Source organism: Brackiella oedipodis DSM 13743 (genome assembly GCF_000621025.1).
Classification (GTDB): Bacteria; Pseudomonadota; Gammaproteobacteria; order Burkholderiales; family Burkholderiaceae_B; genus Oligella; species Oligella oedipodis.
The window spans coordinates 1-20,958 of sequence record NZ_JHZJ01000012.1 but is presented as its reverse complement, the minus strand read 5'-3'; the positions used below and the strand labels follow the sequence as shown (position 1 = coordinate 20,958).

Annotated in this window: 17 protein-coding genes and 1 tRNA gene; 17 read left to right on the top strand and 1 reads right to left on the bottom strand. The window is 45.7% G+C overall.

What is annotated here, in order from left to right; translation table 11 throughout:
• The 12 genes from tuf to Q335_RS09075 all read left to right on the top strand — a co-directional run.
• Positions 1-1,112 (top strand): elongation factor Tu (tuf, locus tag Q335_RS0103300; RefSeq protein ID WP_028357422.1); only part of this gene is annotated, 1,112 nt, incomplete at its 5' end.
• A 271-nt stretch (positions 1,113-1,383) separates the two neighbouring features.
• Positions 1,384-1,459, top strand: a tRNA-Trp gene (locus Q335_RS0103295).
• Positions 1,460-1,492: 33 nt separating this feature from the next.
• Positions 1,493-1,876: a preprotein translocase subunit SecE gene (gene secE, locus Q335_RS0103290; RefSeq protein WP_028357421.1), complete on the top strand. Its 384-nt coding sequence runs from the start codon at positions 1,493-1,495 to the stop codon at positions 1,874-1,876.
• A gap of 153 nt (positions 1,877-2,029) precedes the next feature.
• On the top strand, positions 2,030-2,563 hold the full coding sequence (gene nusG, locus Q335_RS0103285; RefSeq protein ID WP_028357420.1) for a transcription termination/antitermination protein NusG: 534 nt from the start codon (positions 2,030-2,032) through the stop codon (positions 2,561-2,563).
• Positions 2,564-2,633: 70 nt separating this feature from the next.
• Positions 2,634-3,065: a 50S ribosomal protein L11 gene (gene rplK / locus Q335_RS0103280; protein WP_028357419.1), complete on the top strand. Its 432-nt coding sequence runs from the start codon at positions 2,634-2,636 to the stop codon at positions 3,063-3,065.
• The gene (gene rplA / locus Q335_RS0103275) at positions 3,066-3,761 is read left to right on the top strand and encodes a 50S ribosomal protein L1 (protein WP_028357418.1); all 696 of its coding nucleotides are present in this window, start codon (positions 3,066-3,068) and stop codon (positions 3,759-3,761) included.
• 249 nt (positions 3,762-4,010) lie between these two features.
• Positions 4,011-4,535 carry a 50S ribosomal protein L10 gene (gene rplJ, locus Q335_RS0103270; RefSeq protein WP_028357417.1) on the top strand — a complete coding sequence of 175 codons (525 nt, stop codon included), beginning with the start codon at positions 4,011-4,013 and terminating at the stop codon, positions 4,533-4,535.
• Between the two features lie 84 nt (positions 4,536-4,619).
• Positions 4,620-5,003 carry a 50S ribosomal protein L7/L12 gene (rplL, locus tag Q335_RS0103265; RefSeq protein ID WP_028357416.1) on the top strand — a complete coding sequence of 128 codons (384 nt, stop codon included), beginning with the start codon at positions 4,620-4,622 and terminating at the stop codon, positions 5,001-5,003.
• 249 nt (positions 5,004-5,252) lie between these two features.
• Positions 5,253-9,368, top strand: coding sequence for a DNA-directed RNA polymerase subunit beta (rpoB, locus tag Q335_RS0103260; RefSeq protein WP_028357415.1), 4,116 nt, complete (start codon positions 5,253-5,255; stop codon positions 9,366-9,368).
• Positions 9,365-13,630 carry a DNA-directed RNA polymerase subunit beta' gene (gene rpoC / locus Q335_RS0103255; RefSeq protein ID WP_028357414.1) on the top strand — a complete coding sequence of 1,422 codons (4,266 nt, stop codon included), beginning with the start codon at positions 9,365-9,367 and terminating at the stop codon, positions 13,628-13,630. The genes rpoB and rpoC overlap by 4 nt, the downstream gene beginning before the upstream one ends.
• Before the next feature lie 234 nt (positions 13,631-13,864).
• Positions 13,865-15,100 (top strand): phosphoglycerate dehydrogenase, encoded by a 1,236-nt coding sequence (gene serA, locus Q335_RS0103250; RefSeq protein ID WP_028357413.1) that lies wholly within the window; start codon positions 13,865-13,867, stop codon positions 15,098-15,100.
• 475 nt (positions 15,101-15,575) lie between these two features.
• Positions 15,576-16,079 carry a PACE efflux transporter gene (locus Q335_RS09075; protein WP_051532272.1) on the top strand — a complete coding sequence of 168 codons (504 nt, stop codon included), beginning with the start codon at positions 15,576-15,578 and terminating at the stop codon, positions 16,077-16,079.
• On the opposite strand, the gene Q335_RS0103240 is transcribed toward Q335_RS09075, so the two are convergent.
• Positions 16,076-16,639 carry a DNA-3-methyladenine glycosylase I gene (locus tag Q335_RS0103240; RefSeq protein WP_028357412.1) on the bottom strand — a complete coding sequence of 188 codons (564 nt, stop codon included), beginning with the start codon at positions 16,637-16,639 and terminating at the stop codon, positions 16,076-16,078. The two genes, Q335_RS09075 and Q335_RS0103240, sit on opposite strands and share 4 nt — an antisense overlap.
• A gap of 84 nt (positions 16,640-16,723) precedes the next feature.
• Between Q335_RS0103240 and Q335_RS0103235 the strand changes: the two genes are divergently transcribed.
• From Q335_RS0103235 to Q335_RS09070, 5 genes are all read left to right on the top strand, one after another.
• Positions 16,724-16,951 (top strand): DUF1289 domain-containing protein, encoded by a 228-nt coding sequence (locus tag Q335_RS0103235; RefSeq protein WP_028357411.1) that lies wholly within the window; start codon positions 16,724-16,726, stop codon positions 16,949-16,951.
• 645 nt (positions 16,952-17,596) lie between these two features.
• The gene (rpsL, locus tag Q335_RS0103230) at positions 17,597-17,974 is read left to right on the top strand and encodes a 30S ribosomal protein S12 (RefSeq protein WP_028357410.1); all 378 of its coding nucleotides are present in this window, start codon (positions 17,597-17,599) and stop codon (positions 17,972-17,974) included.
• Positions 17,975-18,165: 191 nt separating this feature from the next.
• Positions 18,166-18,636, top strand: a complete 471-nt coding sequence (gene rpsG / locus Q335_RS0103225) for a 30S ribosomal protein S7 (protein ID WP_028357409.1) — start codon at positions 18,166-18,168, stop codon at positions 18,634-18,636.
• A gap of 18 nt (positions 18,637-18,654) precedes the next feature.
• Entirely contained in the window at positions 18,655-20,757 is a 2,103-nt protein-coding gene (gene fusA, locus Q335_RS0103220) for an elongation factor G (protein WP_028357408.1), read from the top strand.
• A 107-nt stretch (positions 20,758-20,864) separates the two neighbouring features.
• The coding region (locus Q335_RS09070) for a GTP-binding protein (protein ID WP_005434227.1) at positions 20,865-20,958 on the top strand (94 nt) is incomplete at its 3' end.

Below are 20,958 nucleotides of genomic sequence, written 5' to 3'. Positions count from 1 at the left end.
CATTAACTGCAGCAATCACAACGATTCTTGCAAAAGAGAACGGCGGTGAGGCCAGAGACTACAGCCAAATTGACAATGCCCCAGAAGAAAAAGCGCGTGGTATTACCATCAATACCTCTCACGTTGAGTACGAAACAGCGACTCGTCACTATGCGCACGTAGACTGCCCAGGACACGCTGACTACGTCAAAAACATGATTACGGGTGCCGCGCAAATGGACGGTGCGATTCTCGTATGTTCAGCCGCTGACGGCCCAATGCCACAAACTCGCGAGCACATCTTGTTGTCTCGTCAAGTAGGTGTACCTTATATTCTCGTCTTCCTTAACAAAGCCGATATGGTAGATGACGAAGAATTGATCGAATTAGTCGAAATGGAAGTACGTGAATTGCTTAGCAGCTACGACTTCCCAGGTGATGATACGCCGATCATCAAAGGTTCTGCTAAATTAGCCCTAGAAGGCGATGAAGGCCCATTGGGTAAACAAGCCATTCTAGAATTGGCCAAAGCCATGGACGACTACATCCCTGCACCAGAGCGTGCCGTAGACGGTTCATTCTTGATGCCAGTTGAGGACGTATTCTCAATCTCTGGTCGTGGTACGGTTGTGACTGGTCGTATCGAACGCGGTGTCATCAAAGTCGGTGAAGAGATCGAGATCGTTGGTATTCACGACACTAGCAAAACGACATGTACCGGTGTTGAGATGTTCCGCAAATTGCTCGACGAAGGTCAAGCAGGCGATAACGTCGGTATCTTGTTACGTGGTACCAAACGTGAAGACGTTGAGCGTGGTCAAGTATTGGCTAAACCAGGTACGATTACGCCGCACACTAACTTTAGCGCAGAGGTATATATTCTGTCTAAAGAAGAAGGTGGCCGTCATACGCCATTCTTCCAAGGTTATCGTCCACAGTTCTACTTCCGTACGACTGACGTGACCGGTACCATTGCTCTACCGCAAGACAAAGAAATGGTCTTGCCAGGTGATAACGTCGCCATGGACGTAGAGCTTATTGCACCGATCGCCATGGAAGAAGGTCTTCGTTTCGCGATCCGTGAAGGCGGCCGTACCGTTGGTGCTGGCGTCGTCTCTAAAATCGCTAAATAATTATAAATGTACGCACCAAGTGTAAATTTGGTGCTATAATAGATCCCTTAGTTTTTTGTGAAGCAATTAACTAAGGGATTGTGTCCTAAGAAGAGTGCAGGCTTTAAGAGTGCAGACTTTAATTAAGTTTTTATTTAAAGCTTTATTTAAGGTTTAACACTTAAATTTATGTTTATGCAGTAATCATCACTTCACTATATTTGGCGATGTAAACATAAATTAGCCTCATGATTATTAGGGTACCTTTCCAAAGCCCTACTAAAGGCTTTATAGGGGTATAGCTCAATTGGCAGAGCGTCGGTCTCCAAAACCGAAGGTTGTAGGTTCGATTCCTACTGCCCCTGCCACTTACTTAGTGGTTTCTTAATAAATAGAAAATTATGTCAGAAGCAAATGTAAAAACCGTAGGTCGTGGTGCCGATATTTTTAAAATCACATTGGCAGTGCTGTTTGTGATTGCGGGTGTTTTTGCATATTCCTATTTTACTCAGTACAGTATTTACGCAAGAGTCGGTATGTTTGTTGCCGGCTTAGTGCTTGGTGGATTGTTGGCTTTATTAAGCAATCCAGGTAAACGCACAGTGGGTTTTGCCAAAGCTTCATATAACGAACTTAAACGTGTTGTTTGGCCAAGCCGCAAAGAAACCATGCAAATGACCGCTGTGGTCTTTGCTTTTGGTGCTATTATGGCCATTTTCTTATGGCTAGTAGATAAGCTAATTGGTTGGATTGTTTACGGTGGCATACTAGGCTGGGGAGGTTAATGCAAAACCCATCCTAGCAAGTCATATAGGATTAGTTGGTTGAGTAAGTAAGTGGTTCATTGACTCAACCGCTGTGCATTAAAACTAAAACCGTCTCATCACTAACAAACTGCCAAGATATACAGCTACTTAAACAAAGAATAAAGGTCGTTCATGAGTAAACGTTGGTATGTGGTACATGTTTTTTCCAGTATGGAAAAAAGAGTCCAAAAAACATTGCAAGAGCGTATTGAAGACGCAGGTTTGCAAAACTACTTTGGACGCATTTTAGTGCCTTCCGAAGAGGTCATTGAAAGCCGAGGCGGTCAAAAATCCATTACAGAACGCCGTATTTTCCCAGGCTATGTCCTCGTAGAAATGGAATTAACTGACGAAACATGGCACCTCGTTAAAAGCACCAATCGTGTGACTGGCTTTTTAGGTAGTTCTGGTAATAAACCAACTCCCATCACCGAAAAAGAAGTCGCCAAGATTCTTAATCAAATCGAAGAGGGTGGTGAGAAACCACGCCCTAAAGTACTTTTCGAAGTTGGCGAAATGCTACGTGTCAAAGAAGGTCCATTTGCGGACTTCAACGGCACCGTTGAGCATGTCAACTATGAACGCAGCAAAGTTCAAGTCAACGTGACTATTTTTGGTCGAGTGACACCTGTTGAATTAGATTTCAACCAAGTCGAAAAAGCGTAATTCTTTACTCGACTTGGATTTTTAACCCCGGGGAGCCGTAAGGCATTAATACCCGCAAGGAGATATAACCATGGCAAAAAAAATTGCTGGCTTTATTAAGCTACAAGTGCCTGCCGGTAAGGCAAATCCTTCACCACCGATTGGTCCTGCATTGGGTCAACGTGGTCTAAACATTATGGAATTCTGTAAAGCTTTCAATGCGCAAACTCAAGGCGTTGAACCGGGCTTACCTATTCCAGTGGTGATTACTGCTTATGCAGATAAATCATTCACATTCGTGATGAAAACACCACCTGCATCAATTCTTATCAAGAAAGCAGCGGGTGTCCAAAAAGGTTCATCTCGTCCACACACTGACAAAGTTGGTAAATTGACTTACGCGCAAGCGGAAGAAATCGCCAAAACTAAAGCCCCAGACTTGACGGGTGCTGATCTAGAAGCCTCTGTTCGCAGCATTATTGGTAGTGCTCGCAGCATGGGTATTACTGTGGAGGGTGTGTAAATGGCTAAGTTATCTAAACGCACTCGCGCTTTACGTGAGCAATTCGATCGCAATAAACTCTACACCATTGCTGAAGCACTTAAACTCGTCAAAGAAACAGCCACCGCTAAATTTGATGAATCTATCGATGTTGCGATTCAATTAGGTGTCGATCCACGTAAATCTGATCAAGTCGTTCGTGGTTCTGTGGTTTTACCTGCAGGTACTGGTAAAACAGTACGCGTAGCTGTGTTTGCTCAAGGCGACAAAGCTGAGCAAGCCAAAGAAGCAGGCGCTGACATCGTCGGTATCGAAGATCTTGCAGCTGACATCAAAAAAGGCAATATTAACTTCGATATCCTTATCGCTTCACCAGACACGATGCGTTTTGTCGGTGCACTCGGTCAAATCCTGGGTCCACGTGGTTTAATGCCAAACCCTAAAGTGGGTACTGTGACCCCAGACGTGGCGACTGCCGTCAAAAACGCTAAAGCTGGTCAAGTACAATACCGTACCGATAAAGCAGCGATTATTCATGCCACTATCGGTCGTGCTTCTTTCACAGAAGAGCAACTTAAACAAAACTTAGATGCTTTAGTAGACGCTCTTAACAAAGCGCGCCCACAATCTGCTAAAGGTCAATATTTACGCAAATTAGCCGTTTCATCCACCATGGGTGGCGGTGCTAAAGTCGAAGTCGCTTCTTTAGCGAGCTAAAGAACTTTGGGTGGTGCGGCTTAGCTGTATGACTTCATAGAGTTAGCCGCATTGCTGTCAAAGACCGTTCGGAGAGCATGAATTTAGCAATATCAATTTACGCTCTTAATCACCGCAAGGTATCCGACGTAGATGGCGTCACCTAGAATAGAATTCAATTTATTGAACTCTTGCCATAGGTACGCCGCACATATGGTTGACGCAACGGGAGTTTTTTCCCACCGCGTCTTAATGATGGAGTATCAAACTGTGAGTCTCAATCGTACAGAGAAAGCAGCATTAATCGAAGAGATCCAAGCGCAAGCCGCCAAAGCTCAATCGATTGTTGTTGCTGAATATCGTGGTATTGATGTTACTGCTGTCACCGTATTGCGCAAAAATGCACGTGAGCAAGGTGTTTACCTCCGTGTACTTAAAAACACCTTAGTACGTCGTGCCCTAGAGGGCAGCGATTATCAAGGTTTAAGCGATCAGTTAGTCGGTCCGCTAATTTATGCAATCAGCGAAGACCCTGTAGCTGCATCCAAAACTTTGGTTGAATTCGCTAAAACGAATCCGCAGATCGTCATTAAAGCGGGCGCTATGCCTGGCAGCATCCTTGATGCTGACGGTGTCAAAGCGCTTGCTAAAATGCCATCTCGTGAAGAGTTGTTGGCCAAACTATTGGGTACGATGCAAGCCCCTGTTGCACAATTTGTGCGTACTCTTAATGAAGTTCCTACGAAATTCGTACGCGGCTTGGCTGCCGTACGTGACCAAAAAGAACAAGCCTAATTACTTATTCTTGGCTTGTGGTCTTCATTAAATGACAAAGTGATTATCAAATCCGGCATTATTTTTTATTAATTGGAGTTCAAAATGGCTTTAAATAAAGCAGAAATCTTAGAAGCAATTGCTAACATGACTGTGTTAGAGTTGTCTGAATTAATTACTGAAATGGAAGAAAAATTCGGCGTTTCAGCCGCTGCTGCTGCAGTTGCTGTTGCTGCCCCTGGTGCAGCTGGCGACGCTGCTGGTGGTGCTGCTGAACAAACTGAATTCACCGTTGTTCTTTCTGAAATCGGTTCTTCTAAAGTTAACGTAATTAAAGCAGTTCGTGAAATCACTGGTCTTGGCCTTAAAGAAGCTAAAGACTTAGTTGACGGTGCTCCTAAACCAGTTAAAGAAGGTTTAGACAAAGCATCCGCTGAAGAAGCTAAGAAAAAACTGGAAGATGCTGGCGCGAAAGTCGAACTTAAATAATTCGTCTTTTTCGACCCCCCGGAGTGGTTTTTACCACCTCCGGGTTTTTGCGTTTTAAAGAAAGCGCGGCTTATACTTAGCATAGAGGGCTGCAATTGGCTCGCTAAGTCCCAGAATTAAAGTCTTATTCTGCTGTCAATGCGCATGGTATACAAACTAAATCGTAGGACAGAAGCCGCTTTCTTGAAGTCGTAAATCCCCTTGAGACTGCTCCCATACAGTCTTTTAACCCCTTGAGTCGGAGTGCTCATGCCTTACTCATACACCGAACGTAAACGTATTCGCAAAAGTTTTGCTAATCGTGAAGACGTTCAACCCGTTCCATACCTTTTAGAAACTCAGTTACATTCTTATCGCTCTTTTTTGCAGGCGACCGTAGCCGCTGACAAGCGCAAAGAAGAGGGTCTTCAGGCCGCTTTTAAAGGGATTTTCCCGATTTTGAGCGCCAACGGTCTGGCACGCATCGAATTTGTAAGCTACAGACTCGAAGATCCCGCTTTTGACGTGACTGAATGTCAGTTACGCGGTTTGACCTTTGCTTCGCAATTATATGCCAAAGTCCGTCTAGAGTTCTTTGATCGTGAAGCTAGTAAGCCTACCATTAAAGAAGTTAAAGAACAAGAAGTCTATATGGGTGAAATCCCATTAATGACCGATAACGGTTCTTTCATCATTAATGGTACTGAGCGTGTGATTGTATCGCAATTACACCGTTCACCGGGTGTATTTTTTGAACACGATCGCGGCAAGAGCCACAGTTCTGGTAAATTGCTGTTCTCTGCGCGCGTCATCCCTTACCGTGGTTCTTGGTTAGACTTTGAGTTCGATTCTAAAGACTTATTGTTCTTTAGGATTGACCGCCGTCGCAAAATGCCTGTGACGATTCTACTGAAGGCCATCGGTCTCAATAACGAGCAAATCCTAGCAAAATTCTTCGAGTTTGACCAGTTCCAACTCAAAGATGAAGGCGCGCTATTGAATGTTAAGCCAGAGCGCTGGAAAGGTGAAGTTGCGTCGTTTGATATTACCGATAAAGACGGTAATGTGTTGGTAGAAAAAGACAAACGTATTAATTCACGTCATATTCGCGCCATCAAAAACGCTAACTTAACGCAGTTATCTGTGCCTGATGATTTCTTGGTGGGTCACGTCCTTGCCAAAAACGTTGTTGATGAAGCCACGGGCGAAATCCTCGCTAACGCTAATGACGAAATCACTGAGCCTTTACTTAATAAATTGCATTTATCTGGTGTTTCTGAAATCGAAACACTCTTTATCAATGAGCTCGATCGCGGTGCCTATATCTCAGCGACACTTAGAACGGATGATACAGCCGATCAATTATCAGCACGCGTAGCGATTTATCGTATGATGCGTCCGGGTGAACCACCTACCGAAGAAGCGGTTGAAGCCTTATTCCAACGCTTGTTCTATAGTGAAGAAAGCTACGACTTATCACGCGTTGGTCGTATGAAAGTCAACAGCCGTCTCGGTGGTAACGAAGGTGATCAAGGCCCGTTAACGCTAACCGATGACGATATTCTACGTACGATCGAAATCTTAGTGAACTTGCGTAACGGTATCGGCGAGATTGACGATATTGACCACTTAGGTAACCGTCGTGTGCGTTGTGTCGGCGAATTGGCTGAGAACCAATTCCGTGCAGGGTTAGTGCGTGTCGAGCGCGCCGTGCGTGATCGTCTCAATCAAGCCGAATCTGACAACCTGATGCCGAATGATTTGATTAATTCAAAACCGATTTCGGCCTCTATCAAAGAGTTCTTTGGTTCTAACCAGTTGTCACAGTTCATGGACCAAACCAATCCATTGTCAGAAATTACGCATAAACGTCGTATTTCTGCACTTGGTCAAGGGGGTCTGACGCGTGAACGTGCGGGCTTTGAGGTGCGTGACGTGCACCCTACTCACTATGGTCGTGTGTGCCCAATCGAAACACCAGAGGGTCCAAATATTGGTTTGATCAACTCTTTGGCTTTGTTTGCCCGCCTTAACGAATATGGTTTCCTCGAAACCCCATATCGTAAAGTGGTCGATTGCCAAGTCACCGAAGAGATTGTTTACTTATCTGCCATTCAAGAGAGCAAATACATTATTGCTCAGGCCAACGCTGAGCTTGATGCAGACGGTCGCTTTGTTAATGACTTAATTGCTTGTCGCGAAGCAGGTGAGACGCTCATGACACAACCAGAAAACGTTGAGTACATGGACGTGGCACCATCACAAATCGTCTCTGTGGCGGCCTCTTTGATTCCGTTCTTAGAGCATGATGACGCCAACCGTGCTTTGATGGGTGCCAACATGCAACGTCAAGCCGTACCTTGTTTGCGTCCAGAAAAACCACTAGTCGGTACGGGTATTGAACGGACCGTGGCAGTTGACTCTGGTACCACAGTACAAGCGCGTCGTGGCGGTATTGTTGACCAAGTGGATGCTGAGCGTATTGTGATCCGTGTCAATGATGAAGAAAACCAACACGGTGAAATCGGTGTTGATATCTATAACTTGACCAAATACAAACGCTCTAACCAAAGCACCAACATTAACCAACGAACCATTGTTAAACGCGGTGATCGCGTGGCTCGTGGTGATGTCTTGGCCGACGGCGCTTCGACTGACCTCGGCGAATTAGCCTTGGGTCAAAACATGTTGATCGCCTTCATGCCATGGAATGGTTATAACTTTGAGGATTCGATCTTAATCTCTGAGCGTATTGTGGCTGATGATCGCTATACCTCTGTACACGTTGAAGAATTAAGCGTGTATGCTCGTGAAACTAAATTAGGTGACGAAGAGATCACGCGCGATATTAGTAATTTGGCTGAAGCTCAATTAAACCGTTTGGATGATTCAGGTATTGTCCATATTGGTGCTGAAGTCCGTGCTGGCGATGTTTTAGTGGGTAAAGTTACCCCTAAAGGTGAAACCCAACTTAGCCCAGAAGAAAAACTGCTTCGCGCCATTTTTGGTGAAAAAGCCTCTGACGTCAAAGACACCTCATTACGCGTCCCTTCAGGCGTTGTCGGTACGGTAATTGACGTCCAAGTGTTGACAGGCAAAGGTATTGAGCGTGATCGCCGCGCCCAAAGCATTATTGATTCTGAGTTACAACGCTATCGCCAAAACTTAGCCGATCAAATGCGCATTGTGCAGAAAGATACTTTCGAGCGTTTACGTCGCGTCTTAGTGGGCAAAGTCGTTAATGGCGGTCCCAACCGTCTTGCGAAAGGTTCAACTATCACCGAAGCGTATCTTGATGAATTAGATCCAAACCGTTGGTTTGATATTCGCCTTGCAGAAGAAGCCGATGCGCAAGCGCTTGAACAAGCCAAAGACTCTTTGGAAGCCAAACGCCATAGCTTCGACATTATGTTCGAAGAAAAACGCAAAAAACTCACCCAAGGTGATGAATTGCCGCCAGGCGTTCGCAAAATGGTGAAAGTGTTCTTGGCCGTTAAACGTCGCTTACAACCTGGCGATAAAATGGCCGGTCGTCACGGTAACAAAGGTGTGGTGTCTCGTATCGTTCCCGTAGAAGATATGCCACATATGGCAGATGGTACACCATGCGATATCGTGCTTAACCCATTAGGCGTACCGTCACGTATGAACGTCGGTCAGGTCCTAGAAGTACACTTGGGTTGGGCCGCTAAAGGTCTGGGACATCGTATCAATGATTTACTGCAATCAGAGCAACGCAGTCAGGTCAAACACGTTCGTAAATTCTTAGACAGTATTTACAACAGTGGTGGTAAGCACGAAGACCTCGATAGCTTTTCTGATAAAGAAATCATGGACATGGCACAAAATCTTCGCAATGGCGTGCCGTTTGCGACACCGGTATTTGATGGTGCGCACGAAAGTGATATTCAACGAATGTTGGAACTGGCGTATCCAGACAACATCAAAGACAAACTATTGCTCACCGATAGCCGCACCCAAGCCTATCTTATCGATGGCCGCACGGGCGAGCGCTTTGATCGCCCAGTGACAATTGGTTATATGCATTACCTTAAATTGCATCACTTAGTTGATGACAAAATGCATGCCCGTTCTACGGGTCCATACTCATTAGTCACGCAGCAACCATTGGGTGGTAAAGCACAATTTGGTGGCCAACGTTTTGGTGAGATGGAGGTTTGGGCGCTCGAGGCTTACGGGGCCGCTTATACCTTGCAAGAAATGCTTACTGTGAAATCTGATGATATTCAAGGTCGTACCAAAGTCTACGAAAACATCATTAAAGGCGAGCATATTATTGATGCAGGCATGCCTGAATCCTTTAATGTCTTGCTCAAAGAAATCAGATCACTGGCTCTTAACATGGAGCTAGAGGAGAAGAAATGAATAGTTTGATGAATCTTTACAAACAGATTGCGCCGAATGAAAATTTCGATGGCATTAAGATTGGTTTGGCCTCACCGGACAATATCCGTTCTTGGAGTCATGGTGAAGTGCGTAAACCAGAAACCATTAACTATCGAACTTTCAAGCCAGAGCGTGACGGTCTGTTTTGTGCCAAAATCTTTGGTCCAATCAAAGACTATGAATGTTTATGCGGTAAGTACAAACGCCTAAAAAACCGTAACGTCATTTGTGAAAAATGTGGCGTAGAAGTCACCCAATCTAAAGTGCGTCGTGAACGCATGGGTCACATCGAGTTGGCGAGCCCAGTGGCGCATATTTGGTTCCTAAAAAGCTTACCTTCTCGTTTAGGCATGGTGCTTGATATGACCTTGCGTGATATCGAGCGTGTCTTGTACTTCGAGGCTTGGTGCGTGATTGACCCAGGCATGACGACCCTTAAACGCGGTCAAATCATGTCTGACGATGATTACATCTCCAAAGTTGAAGAATTTGGCGACGACTTCACCGCCCTCATGGGGGCGGAGGCCGTGCGCGAATTATTACGCACCATCAATATTGACCAAGAAGCCGAAAACCTTCGCGAACAACTAGAAGTGACGGGTTCTGAAGCCAAGCTCAAAAAAATCTCCAAACGCTTAAAAGTGATTGAGGGTTTCCAAAAATCAGGCATTAAACCTGAGTGGATGATCATGGAAGTACTTCCCGTACTGCCACCTGATCTACGCCCATTGGTACCGCTTGACGGTGGTCGTTTTGCGACGTCAGATCTTAACGATTTATACCGTCGTGTGATCAACCGTAACAACCGCCTCAAACGCTTGATTGAGCTCAAAGCCCCAGAAATCATCTTGCGCAACGAAAAACGTATGTTGCAAGAATCTGTGGATTCGTTGCTCGATAACGGCCGTCGTGGTAAAGCGATGACTGGCGCCAACAAACGTCAATTAAAATCGCTCGCTGACATGATCAAAGGTAAAAGCGGTCGCTTCCGTCAAAACCTTTTGGGTAAACGGGTCGACTACTCCGGTCGTTCTGTGATTGTGGTCGGTCCACAATTGCGCTTGCATCAATGCGGTCTACCGAAACTAATGGCTTTGGAATTGTTTAAGCCGTTTATTTTCAATCGTCTCGAAACCTTAGGCATGGCCAATACCATTAAGGCCGCCAAGAAACTCGTTGAGTCGCAAGATCCCGCCGTCTGGGATATTCTCGAAGAAGTGATTCGTGAACATCCAGTCATGTTGAACCGTGCTCCGACCCTTCACCGCCTAGGTATTCAAGCGTTTGAGCCGGTCCTCATCGAAGGTAAAGCGATTCAGTTACATCCATTAGTATGTGCCGCTTTCAATGCTGACTTTGACGGTGACCAAATGGCCGTCCACGTACCGCTTTCGCTCGAGGCTCAACTCGAAGCGCGTACCCTAATGTTGGCTTCTAATAATATCCTCTTCCCGGCCAGTGGTGAACCGTCTATTGTGCCGTCTCAGGATATTGTCTTGGGTCTATACTATGCGACGCGTGAGCGCATCAATGGTAAAGGTGAAGGTACCTTCTTTAGTGACCTTGCCGAAGTCATTCGTGCCTACAATAACCAAGTGGTTGAGTTACAAAGCCGCGTAACCGTGCGTTTGCGTGAATACGAAAAAGACGCTGAAGGCAACTTCCAGGCCGTCTTTAAACGTTATGAAACCACCGTTGGTCGTGCTATTTTGTCAGAAATTCTGCCAAAAGGCCTACCATTTACGGTACTGAATAAAGCGCTCAAGAAAAAAGAAATTTCTAAGTTGATCAATAATTCATATCGTCGTTGCGGTTTGCGTGACACGGTGATTTTTGCTGACCAACTGATGCGCCAAGGTTTCAAACTCGCTACTCGTGCGGGTATCTCGATTGCCATGGGTGATATGGTGATTCCAGATGTCAAACAAGACATCCTTGAAAAAGCCGGCGCCGAAGTGCTTGAAATCGACAAACAATACCTCTCTGGTTTAGTGACCGCCCAAGAACGTTATAACAACGTTGTTGATATTTGGGGTAAAGCCGGTGATCGCGTGGGTAAAGCCATGATGCAACAACTCTCCACCGAGCCTGTGGTCAACCGTGCTGGTGAAACCGTCGAGCAAGAGTCTTTTAACTCCATCTATATGATGGCCGACTCTGGGGCGCGTGGTTCTGCGGCGCAAATTCGTCAGCTCGCCGGGATGCGTGGTCTGATGGCAAAACCTGACGGTTCTATTATTGAAACCCCAATTACCGCGAACTTCCGTGAAGGTCTAACAGTACTTCAGTACTTTATTTCGACCCACGGTGCTCGTAAAGGTTTGGCGGATACCGCCCTCAAGACCGCTAACTCTGGTTACTTGACTCGTCGTTTGGTCGATGTGACTCAGGACTTGGTGATCACCGAGCGTGATTGCGGTACCACTAACGGCTATTGGATGAAAGCCAAGGTCGAAGGCGGTGAAGTCATCGAACCGTTACGTGATCGTATCCTCGGTCGCGTGGCAGCTCAAGACGTGATCAATCCAGATACGCAAGAAACGGTCTTTGCGGCAGGCACCATGCTTGACGAGGACGCGGTGGATATGATCGACAAATTGGGCATTGACGAAGTCAAAATCCGCACCCCATTAATGTGTGAAACTCGTCATGGTTTATGTGCTCATTGTTATGGTCGTGACTTGGGTCGTGGTCATATCGTCAACAGTGGTGAGTCCGTTGGTGTGATTGCTGCACAATCTATCGGTGAGCCAGGTACCCAATTGACGATGCGTACCTTCCACATCGGTGGTGCCGCTTCTGCAACGGCAATGGCTTCTGCGGTCGAAACCAAATCTAACGGTACCGTCAGTTTTGCGAGCACCATGCGTTATGTCACCAACAACAAAGGTGAGCGTATTACGATTTCTCGCTCAGGTGAGATTGTGATTTCTGATAACAATCGTGAGCGTGAGCGTCACCGCATCCCTTATGGTGCGACCCTGATGGTCGGTGATGGTGATAGCGTTAAAGCGGGTGACAAACTTGCTGGCTGGGATCCTTTAACTCGTCCTATCGTGTCTGAGTACCAAGGTACGATTCGCTTTGAGAATATCGAAGAGGGTGTGACTGTTGCCAAACAGCTAGACGAAGTGACAGGTCTATCCACCTTAGTGGTGATTACGCCTAAGTCTCGTACGGCCAAAAACATGAAACGCCCAGCCATTAAATTGGTCAATGAAGAGGGTGAAGAAGTTAAAGTGGCGGGTACGGATCACCCAGTGAGCATTCAAGTACCAGTAGGTGCGCTCATTACCGTACGTGATGGTCAAGAAGTATCTTTGGGTGAAATCCTAGTACGGATTCCACAAGAAGCCCAAAAAACGCGCGACATTACCGGTGGTTTGCCACGTGTAGTGGAACTCTTTGAAGCCCGTGCACCAAAAGACGCAGGTATGTTGGCGGCTGTGACCGGTACGGTTTCCTTCGGTAAAGATACCAAAGGTAAACAACGTCTGATCATTACCGAGACAGATGGTACACCACATGAATTCTTGATTTCTAAAGACAAACAAATCTTGGTCCACGATGGTCAAGTCGTTAACCAAGGTGAGATGATTGTGGATGGTCCATCCGATCCACACGACATCCTACGTCTCAAAGGTATCAAAGAATTAGCCAGCTTCATCGTCGATGAGGTGCAAGAGGTTTACCGCTTACAAGGCGTGAAAATCAACGATAAGCACATTGAAGTGATTGTTCGTCAAATGCTCCGTCGAGTGAATATTGTGGATGCCGGTGACACCACCTTTATTCCAGGTGAACAAGTCGAACGTTCTGCCTTGCTCAATGAAAATGATCGTGTCATTGCCGAAGGTAAACAACCGGCTACTTACGAGAACATTCTCTTAGGTATTACAAAGGCCTCATTGTCTACCGATTCATTTATCTCGGCGGCATCATTCCAAGAAACCACTCGCGTTCTCACCGAGGCCGCGATTCTTGGCAAAACCGACGATTTACGTGGTCTCAAAGAAAACGTTATCGTGGGTCGCTTGATCCCTGCAGGTACGGGCTTATCGTTCCACAAAGCTCGCCATGCGAAGTTGGATCTTAACCAACAAGAGCGTCAAGTCGCCCGTGAGAGTGAAAACCCGTTCATGGAATCGAACGAAGTCTCACTCGATAGCGTTCTTCATGATGGTGAGTCTGCACCTGCTGAAAATGCCGATGCGACAGCCAATCATCAAGAGCAAGAATAGTGCTTTTGTGCACTAAGACCGTATCGTTGTCTTAGTGCACGACGCTATTGAGCACGCCAGAGCAACCCTTAGGGGTTGCTCTTTTTTTGTCTCTAGCCTCAGGACAAACATATAACCTATTGATATATACGAATAACTTATTGATAAACAGCAAACGTATGTCATAAGTGCTGATTATGTGGCATGCTAATAAGATAGTATGAATTTTTACTCTAGAGGCAAACCATGGAAGAAATACAAAGGCATTCACTCGATAAAGACAAAATCAAAATCTTATTATTAGAAGGTGTACACCAAAACGCCATCGATGTTTTTCATAAAAATGGCTACAACAATATTGATTATCACAAAAAAGCGCTAGAGGGCGAAGAGTTACGACAAGCGCTCAGTGAGGCGCATTTCGTGGGCATCCGTTCACGCACCCAACTCACCGCTGAGGTCTTAGCGCACGCCAAAAAATTAGTGGCGATTGGCTGTTTTTGTATTGGTACCAATCAAGTCAGCCTAGATAGCGCCAGAGAGGCCGGTATCCCTGTCTTTAATGCGCCTTTTTCTAATACGCGTTCAGTGGCCGAATTAGTGCTGGCCGAAATCATTATGCTTGCCCGCAAAGTGCCTACCCTCAATGCCAGTACGCATCGAGGCGGTTGGCTCAAATCTGCCGAAGGCAGCTACGAAGTCCGCGGTAAAACGCTGGGGATCATTGGTTATGGTCATATCGGTACCCAAATCGGCATCTTGGCAGAAGCCTTGGGACTCAATGTGTATTACTACGACATCGAAGACAAATTGCCATTAGGCAATGCTAAGCCCATCGCTCGTCTCCAAGATTTGCTCGAATGCAGTGATTTTGTGACTTTGCATGTGCCACAAGACCCAAGCACTAAAAATCTCATGAGTGCCGAGCGCATTGACCAAATGAAGCACGGCGCGCATTTAATTAATGCTTCACGCGGTAATGTAGTCGATCTCGATGCATTAGCAATTGCTATCGAAGAAGGCCGCATTAAAGGCGCAGCTATTGATGTATTCCCAGTAGAACCCAAAGCTAATGGTGAAGAATTCCAGTCACCATTACGCAAATTTGATCAAGTGATTTTGACCCCACATGTGGGTGGCTCCACCCAAGAAGCTCAAGCCAATATCGGTATTGAAGTGGCTAATAAACTGGTCAAATACTCAGACACTGGATCGACCTTGTCTGCCGTAAACTTCCCAGAAGTATCTTTATCTGAGTCTGTGGATCCACAAACGCACCGTTATATTCATATCCACAAAAATCAACCGGGTGTGTTATCGGCGATTAACCAAGTGTTCGTCAAAGAAGGCATTAATATCCAAGGTCAATATTTACAAACCGATGCCAAAATTGGTTATGTGGTGTTTGATGTGATTGATGCGAATGTCCAACAATCGCTCAAGGAACTACGCGCCATTCCAGGGACGATTCGCACCCGTGTGATTTTTTAAACTGTTATAATCAATAGCATAAGCTATCAATAATCAATAGTACTAATTAGCTTATGCAATCAATTAGGAGTCCCGAGTTAACAATAAGCAATGACTCCGGAACTTGTAACGTATCGGCATCCCCAAATGCCGATACGTTTATTGGCAAGCCTGACCTGAAATAATACGATCCTGAAGCTTCGGTGGGGTGATCAAAACTGAATCCTTTCACTATCGAACTTTTAAGCCAGAACATGAGGGTCTGTTTTTACCAGAAAATAAACCACCAACGTGCAATACGCCTATCATCCTGTCTAGCAGAGCGCGGCTGGTTTATAATAGAAAGGTAAAGCGATCAAATAGTCGCCCTCAACCACTTAGTGCCACTAGCCATAGCCGCCTAAGGCTTTGGTCACCTAAATTGATAAGTATCGGTCATAGTCTGCCGATACTTTGTTTTTTGTGCGACTTAATTAATCAGTCCTCTACCGATGTCATGGCAAAAAAACGCAAACCTTATATTCCCCAAAAACCTCGTAGTCTAAAAGAGCGTATTTTGTACGCCGTGCTTTTTGAAGTCACTGGGATAACGTTGTCCACGCCCATATTGGCCTTTTCGTCAGGCCACCAAATGCAAGAGGCGGGCGTGATTATCGTAGTGATGGCCGCGATCGCCTTGATTTGGAATGTGATTTTTAATTATTTATTCGACGCGTGGTTGCAAAAATACCAAATTTCCAAGACGACACCTGTACGCATTTGGCATTCAGTCTGTTTTGAGGCGGGTTTACTCGCCATCTCCATCCCATTTGTCATGTGGTATCTCGAGGTTGGCTTTGTCGAAGCCGTAATGCTCGATCTATTGATCAGTCTGTTTTATTTGGTATTTACCTATATTTTCACGCTTATCTGGGATACGCTCAGAGGTCGTTACTGGGGTAAGTTATCGCCCGAAGAATTAGAGCAATATCGTCATGCTCAGCAGATCCATCATACCTAATCGTGTTTGCGTGTGCTCTGCAAAAAAGGCGGATTGAGTGCCACAATTCGTTTGTAAATAGGGCAGCCGGGGTCGTGGGCGCCAGGTAGATAAGCGGTACTCATCAAGAACTCATTGACGATTTGCTCTCCCACAAACTTAAAGTGTTGTTTAAATAGCGACACCCATTGTGGCAAACGGCGCGGATGATGGTGTGCTAACCAAGCCGCCCATGAGCCAGCATCTTGCTGAATTTGCATAATCGCTTGCGCATTATAAATAGCGGCATTGATTTTTAGGCGATTGCGTATAATGGCAGGATTTGCCAGCAAACGCTGGATATCAGCGTCAGTATAGGCCGCGACTTTGGGGATGACAAAACCGTCATAAGCCTGCTCAAAGGCAGATTGCTTGGCTAAGATAGTGCCCCAATTTAAGCCCGCTTGATTGATTTCTAAGACCAGGCGTGCAAACAAGGCATTGTCGTCATACAACGGAAAACCATAGATCTCATCGTGATAATGTCGATGTAACGCGGCGTATTTGCCCGTGTGAGTAGCGACAAATTGGCAATAGCTCATCCTAACACCTGTCTATAAATCTTCTAAAGTACGCTAAAATAGGAGTTTAGGCCATCGCCTAAGCCACAACCACGCCTAACGATTATGGAACAGCTAGAAATTTTTGCCATCCCTAGCCCCTGTATTGGGGTCTGTGAAAGCAATAACCGCGGTTATTGTAAGGGCTGTTTTCGTAGTCGCCAAGAGCGTCAAGAGTGGAACCTCTATACCGACCCCCAAAAGGCCGTCATCCTTGCCAAATGTAGCTTACGCAAAAAGCGTCATATGCAATATATTATGCTTGAGAAACTACGCAAACAAGAAGAGACTTAAGACTTTTTTCAGTCGTCAATATGCACAGCGGCTGCCGCAAAGCGTGCGATATTTGCAACAGTGCATAGATTCAGTGCCTAAACCCCGCTAAGATATTGAAATAACTACAAAAAAATGGTACATTAATGGGCTGTTAATGTCATATTGGTCGTATTGCAACTTCTGGATCGATAAGCTTAGCTTATTTTTAAAGTGAATTTGGTAAGCTTATATATTACGTATTATTGCGATTACGTATTATTACGTATTGCAGAGGACCAGAGGGCTAAAAGACTAAAAAGCCATAACGCCAAAACGTTATAAGGCCAGAAGACAATAAGCCTTCTGAAGTATTCCCGACGTATACCCAACTATTTAAACTCAAGGCTATGCCACGTCGTGCTTTACCTTGAGTTTGGTTTGCGGCTTTATGTTTGTCATACAACTAACTCAGATGGCTTTTCACGAGACCTAACTTACAGACGCCTTGCCAACGTTGGCACTGTCGTCAGTGGGCTTAGGCTCACAGTCCTGTGACATTACACCACAAGCGTGATCCACTCGCTACTGCTGTAGCAGCAGGGTGACGTGTACATTAAATCTCAGCCGCAAAGCAGCGTATGCTAAGCGGTTATTTGTATTTGTTTAATAATTAGGAAATAGCTCATGCCAACTATTAGCCAACTCGTGCGTAAACCGCGCGAAACGAGCCGTGCAAGCAGCAAAAGCCCAGCGCTAGAAAACTGCCCGCAACGTCGTGGTGTGTGCACTCGTGTGTATACAACCACTCCAAAAAAGCCTAACTCCGCAATGCGTAAAGTTGCCAAAGTGCGTTTAACTAACGGCTTTGAAGTGATTTCATACATTGGTGGTGAAGGCCATAACCTCCAAGAGCACTCTGTTGTACTTGTGCGTGGTGGTCGTGTAAAAGACTTGCCAGGTGTTCGTTACCACATCGTTCGTGGCGCCCTTGACTTACAAGGCGTAAAAGATCGTAAGCAAGCCCGTTCTAAATACGGTGCTAAACGTCCTAAAAAAGCCTAATCATTTTTTTTACTTAATGCTTGACTCGATCAGCGCATTAAGCCACTTGATTTACTTTTTTGCTTCCTCTCTAGGTAAGCGTGCAGCCGCAGCTGCTGGATAATTTACTGCGGTAGGTAAGTGGTTGTTCTCTCAATAGGCAACCGTGGTCACAAAGTGACAAACTGAAATTTGACACAAAGGAAGTAATTATGCCTCGTCGTCGCGAAGTAGCAAAACGCGAGATCCTACCTGATCCAAAATTCGGTAGTGTCGATCTTGCTAAATTTATTAATATTTTGATGCTCTCCGGCAAAAAAGCCGTTGCAGAGCGTATTGTGTATGGCGCTTTTGATCAAATCAAAAACAAAAGCGACAAAGATCCTCTAGACATCTTTAACGAAGCCATCAACAACGTTAAACCAATCGTCGAAGTTAAAAGCCGCCGTGTTGGTGGTGCGAACTACCAAGTACCTGTAGAGGTGCGCCCAGTTCGTCGTATGGCTTTAGCAATGCGTTGGATCCGTGAAGCCGCCAAAAAACGCGGTGAAAAATCCATGGATTTACGTCTTGCTGGCGAATTGCTCGATGCTGCAGAAGGCCGTGGTGCAGCCATGAAAAAACGCGAAGATACCCACAGAATGGCAGAAGCCAACAAAGCTTTCTCTCATTTCCGTTGGTAATAAAAGGAACTTAATATTATGTCTCGAAAAACTCCCATTGAACGCTATCGCAACATAGGTATTTCAGCGCATATTGATGCGGGTAAAACTACTACCACAGAACGTATCTTGTTCTACACAGGTATTAGCCACAAAATCGGTGAAGTACACGATGGTTCCGCCACTATGGACTGGATGGAACAAGAGCAAGAGCGTGGTATTACCATTACCTCTGCGGCCACTACAGCGTTCTGGCGCGGTATGACTGGTGACTGGCCAGAATATCGCATCAACGTCATCGACACCCCAGGACACGTGGACTTTACCATTGAGGTAGAACGTTCTATGCGTGTACTTGACGGTGCTTGCATGGTGTATTGTGCTGTAGGTGGTGTACAACCACAATCTGAAACCGTATGGCGCCAAGCTAACAAGTACCATGTACCTCGTTTGGCTTTCGTCAACAAAATGGACCGTACGGGGGCTAATTTCTACAAAGTCTACGAGCAAATGAAAACTCGTTTACGTGGTAACCCAGTACCCATCGTCTTGCCAATCGGTGCTGAAGATAGCTTCCGTGGCGTGATTGATTTGTTCAAAATGAAAGCGATCATTTGGGACGAAGCGTCTCTTGGTGCGACCTTCACTTACGAAGACATCCCTGCTGAATTACAACAAGAAGCCGAAGAATGGCGCGAAAAACTCGTTGAAACAGCGGCTGAATCTTCTGAAGAACTCATGGAAAAATACCTCGAAGAGGGCGAGTTAACTGAAGAAGAGCTCATCAAAGCCATCCGTCAACGCACGATCGACTGCGAAATCCAACCAATGCTTTGTGGTACGGCCTTCAAAAACAAAGGTGTACAACGCATGCTTGACGCGGTCGTTGAATTCTTACCTTCTCCGATCGACATCCCACCTGTCGTGGGTGAAGACGATGACGGTAACAAAGTCGAACGTGTTGCCGATGACAATGCCAAAATGTCTGCGTTGTCATTCAAGCTAATGACTGACCCATTCGTCGGTCAATTGACCTTTATTCGTGTGTACTCTGGTACCATCAAATCAGGTGATACGGTTTACAACTCTATCAAGGGCAAAAAAGAACGTATCGGTCGTATTCTGCAAATGCACGCCAATGATCGTAAAGAGATCAAAGAAATTGTGGCGGGCGATATTGCTGCGGTGGTCGGTCTCAAAGACGTTACCACAGGTGAAACCTTATGTGCCGAAGACAGCCACGTAATTCTTGAGCGTATGGAGTTCCCAGAACCTGTAATTTCTCAAGCGGTTGAACCAAAATCCAAAGCGGACCAAGAAAAAATGGGTCTTGCCCTTTCTCGCTTGGCGCAAGAGGATCCTTCATTCCGCGTGCGTTCTGACGAAGAGTCTGGTCAAACCATTATTTCTGGTATGGGTGAGTTACACCTCGAGATTATTGTTGACCGTATGCGTCGTGAGTTCAACGTTGAAGCCAACGTCGGTAAACCACAAGTAGCGTACCGTGAAACTATCCGCAAAACATGCGATGAAGTCGAAGGTAAATTCGTTAAGCAATCCGGTGGTCGTGGTCAATATGGTCACGTGGTACTTAAACTTGAACCATTACCACAAGGTGGTGGTTACGAGTTCGTCGACGAAATTAAAGGTGGTGTCGTACCTCGCGAATACATCCCTGCCGTCGATAAAGGTATTCAAGAAACCTTATCTTCTGGTGTCGTCGCCGGTTACCCAGTCGAAGACGTTAAAGTCACCTTATTCTTCGGTTCATACCATGACGTCGACTCCAACGAGAACGCCTTCCGTATGGCTGCTTCTATGGCCTTCAAAGAAGGTATGCGTCGTGCTAGCCCAGTCTTGCTTGAACCGACTATGGCGGTTGAGGTAGAAACGCCAGAAGACTACGCCGGTACTGTAATGGGTGACTTATCTTCACGTCGTGGTATTGTCCAAGGTATGGAAGAAATCCAAGGCGGTGGTAAGATCATCCGCGCCGAAGTGCCACTTTCAGAGATGTTTGGTTACGCCACTAACTTGCGCTCACTCACGCAAGGTCGTGCAACCTACTCAATGGAGTTCAAGCACTACACTGAAGCACCGAAGAGCGTGGCAGAAGAAGTCATCAGTGCACGCACTAAGTAATAACCTTATCGTATTAAGCTTGTTATAATTACAGCAAGTGTTACATAACTGAGGTGATTCAGGATGCGAATCACCTCAATACATCAATTAACAGGAAATAAATTATTATGGCAAAAGGAAAGTTTGAACGTACCAAACCGCACGTCAACGTAGGTACGATTGGTCACGTCGATCATGGTAAAACCACATTAACTGCAGCAA

Bases quoted from the DNA above. Each gene is read 5' to 3' on its own strand.
- Q335_RS0103235 (WP_028357411.1), top strand. From the start codon at position 16,724: ATGGAACAGCTAGAAATTTTTGCCATCCCTAGCCCCTGTATTGGGGTC.
- rpsG (WP_028357409.1), top strand. From the start codon at position 18,166: ATGCCTCGTCGTCGCGAAGTAGCAAAACGCGAGATCCTACCTGATCCA.
- rpoC (WP_028357414.1), top strand. From the start codon at position 9,365: ATGAATAGTTTGATGAATCTTTACAAACAGATTGCGCCGAATGAAAAT.
- rplL (WP_028357416.1), top strand. From the start codon at position 4,620: ATGGCTTTAAATAAAGCAGAAATCTTAGAAGCAATTGCTAACATGACT.
- rpoB (WP_028357415.1), top strand. From the start codon at position 5,253: ATGCCTTACTCATACACCGAACGTAAACGTATTCGCAAAAGTTTTGCT.
- nusG (WP_028357420.1), top strand. From the start codon at position 2,030: ATGAGTAAACGTTGGTATGTGGTACATGTTTTTTCCAGTATGGAAAAA.
- rplA (WP_028357418.1), top strand. From the start codon at position 3,066: ATGGCTAAGTTATCTAAACGCACTCGCGCTTTACGTGAGCAATTCGAT.
- secE (WP_028357421.1), top strand. From the start codon at position 1,493: ATGTCAGAAGCAAATGTAAAAACCGTAGGTCGTGGTGCCGATATTTTT.
- Q335_RS0103240 (WP_028357412.1), bottom strand. From the start codon at position 16,639: ATGAGCTATTGCCAATTTGTCGCTACTCACACGGGCAAATACGCCGCG.
- rplK (WP_028357419.1), top strand. From the start codon at position 2,634: ATGGCAAAAAAAATTGCTGGCTTTATTAAGCTACAAGTGCCTGCCGGT.
- rpsL (WP_028357410.1), top strand. From the start codon at position 17,597: ATGCCAACTATTAGCCAACTCGTGCGTAAACCGCGCGAAACGAGCCGT.
- fusA (WP_028357408.1), top strand. From the start codon at position 18,655: ATGTCTCGAAAAACTCCCATTGAACGCTATCGCAACATAGGTATTTCA.
- Q335_RS09075 (WP_051532272.1), top strand. From the start codon at position 15,576: ATGGCAAAAAAACGCAAACCTTATATTCCCCAAAAACCTCGTAGTCTA.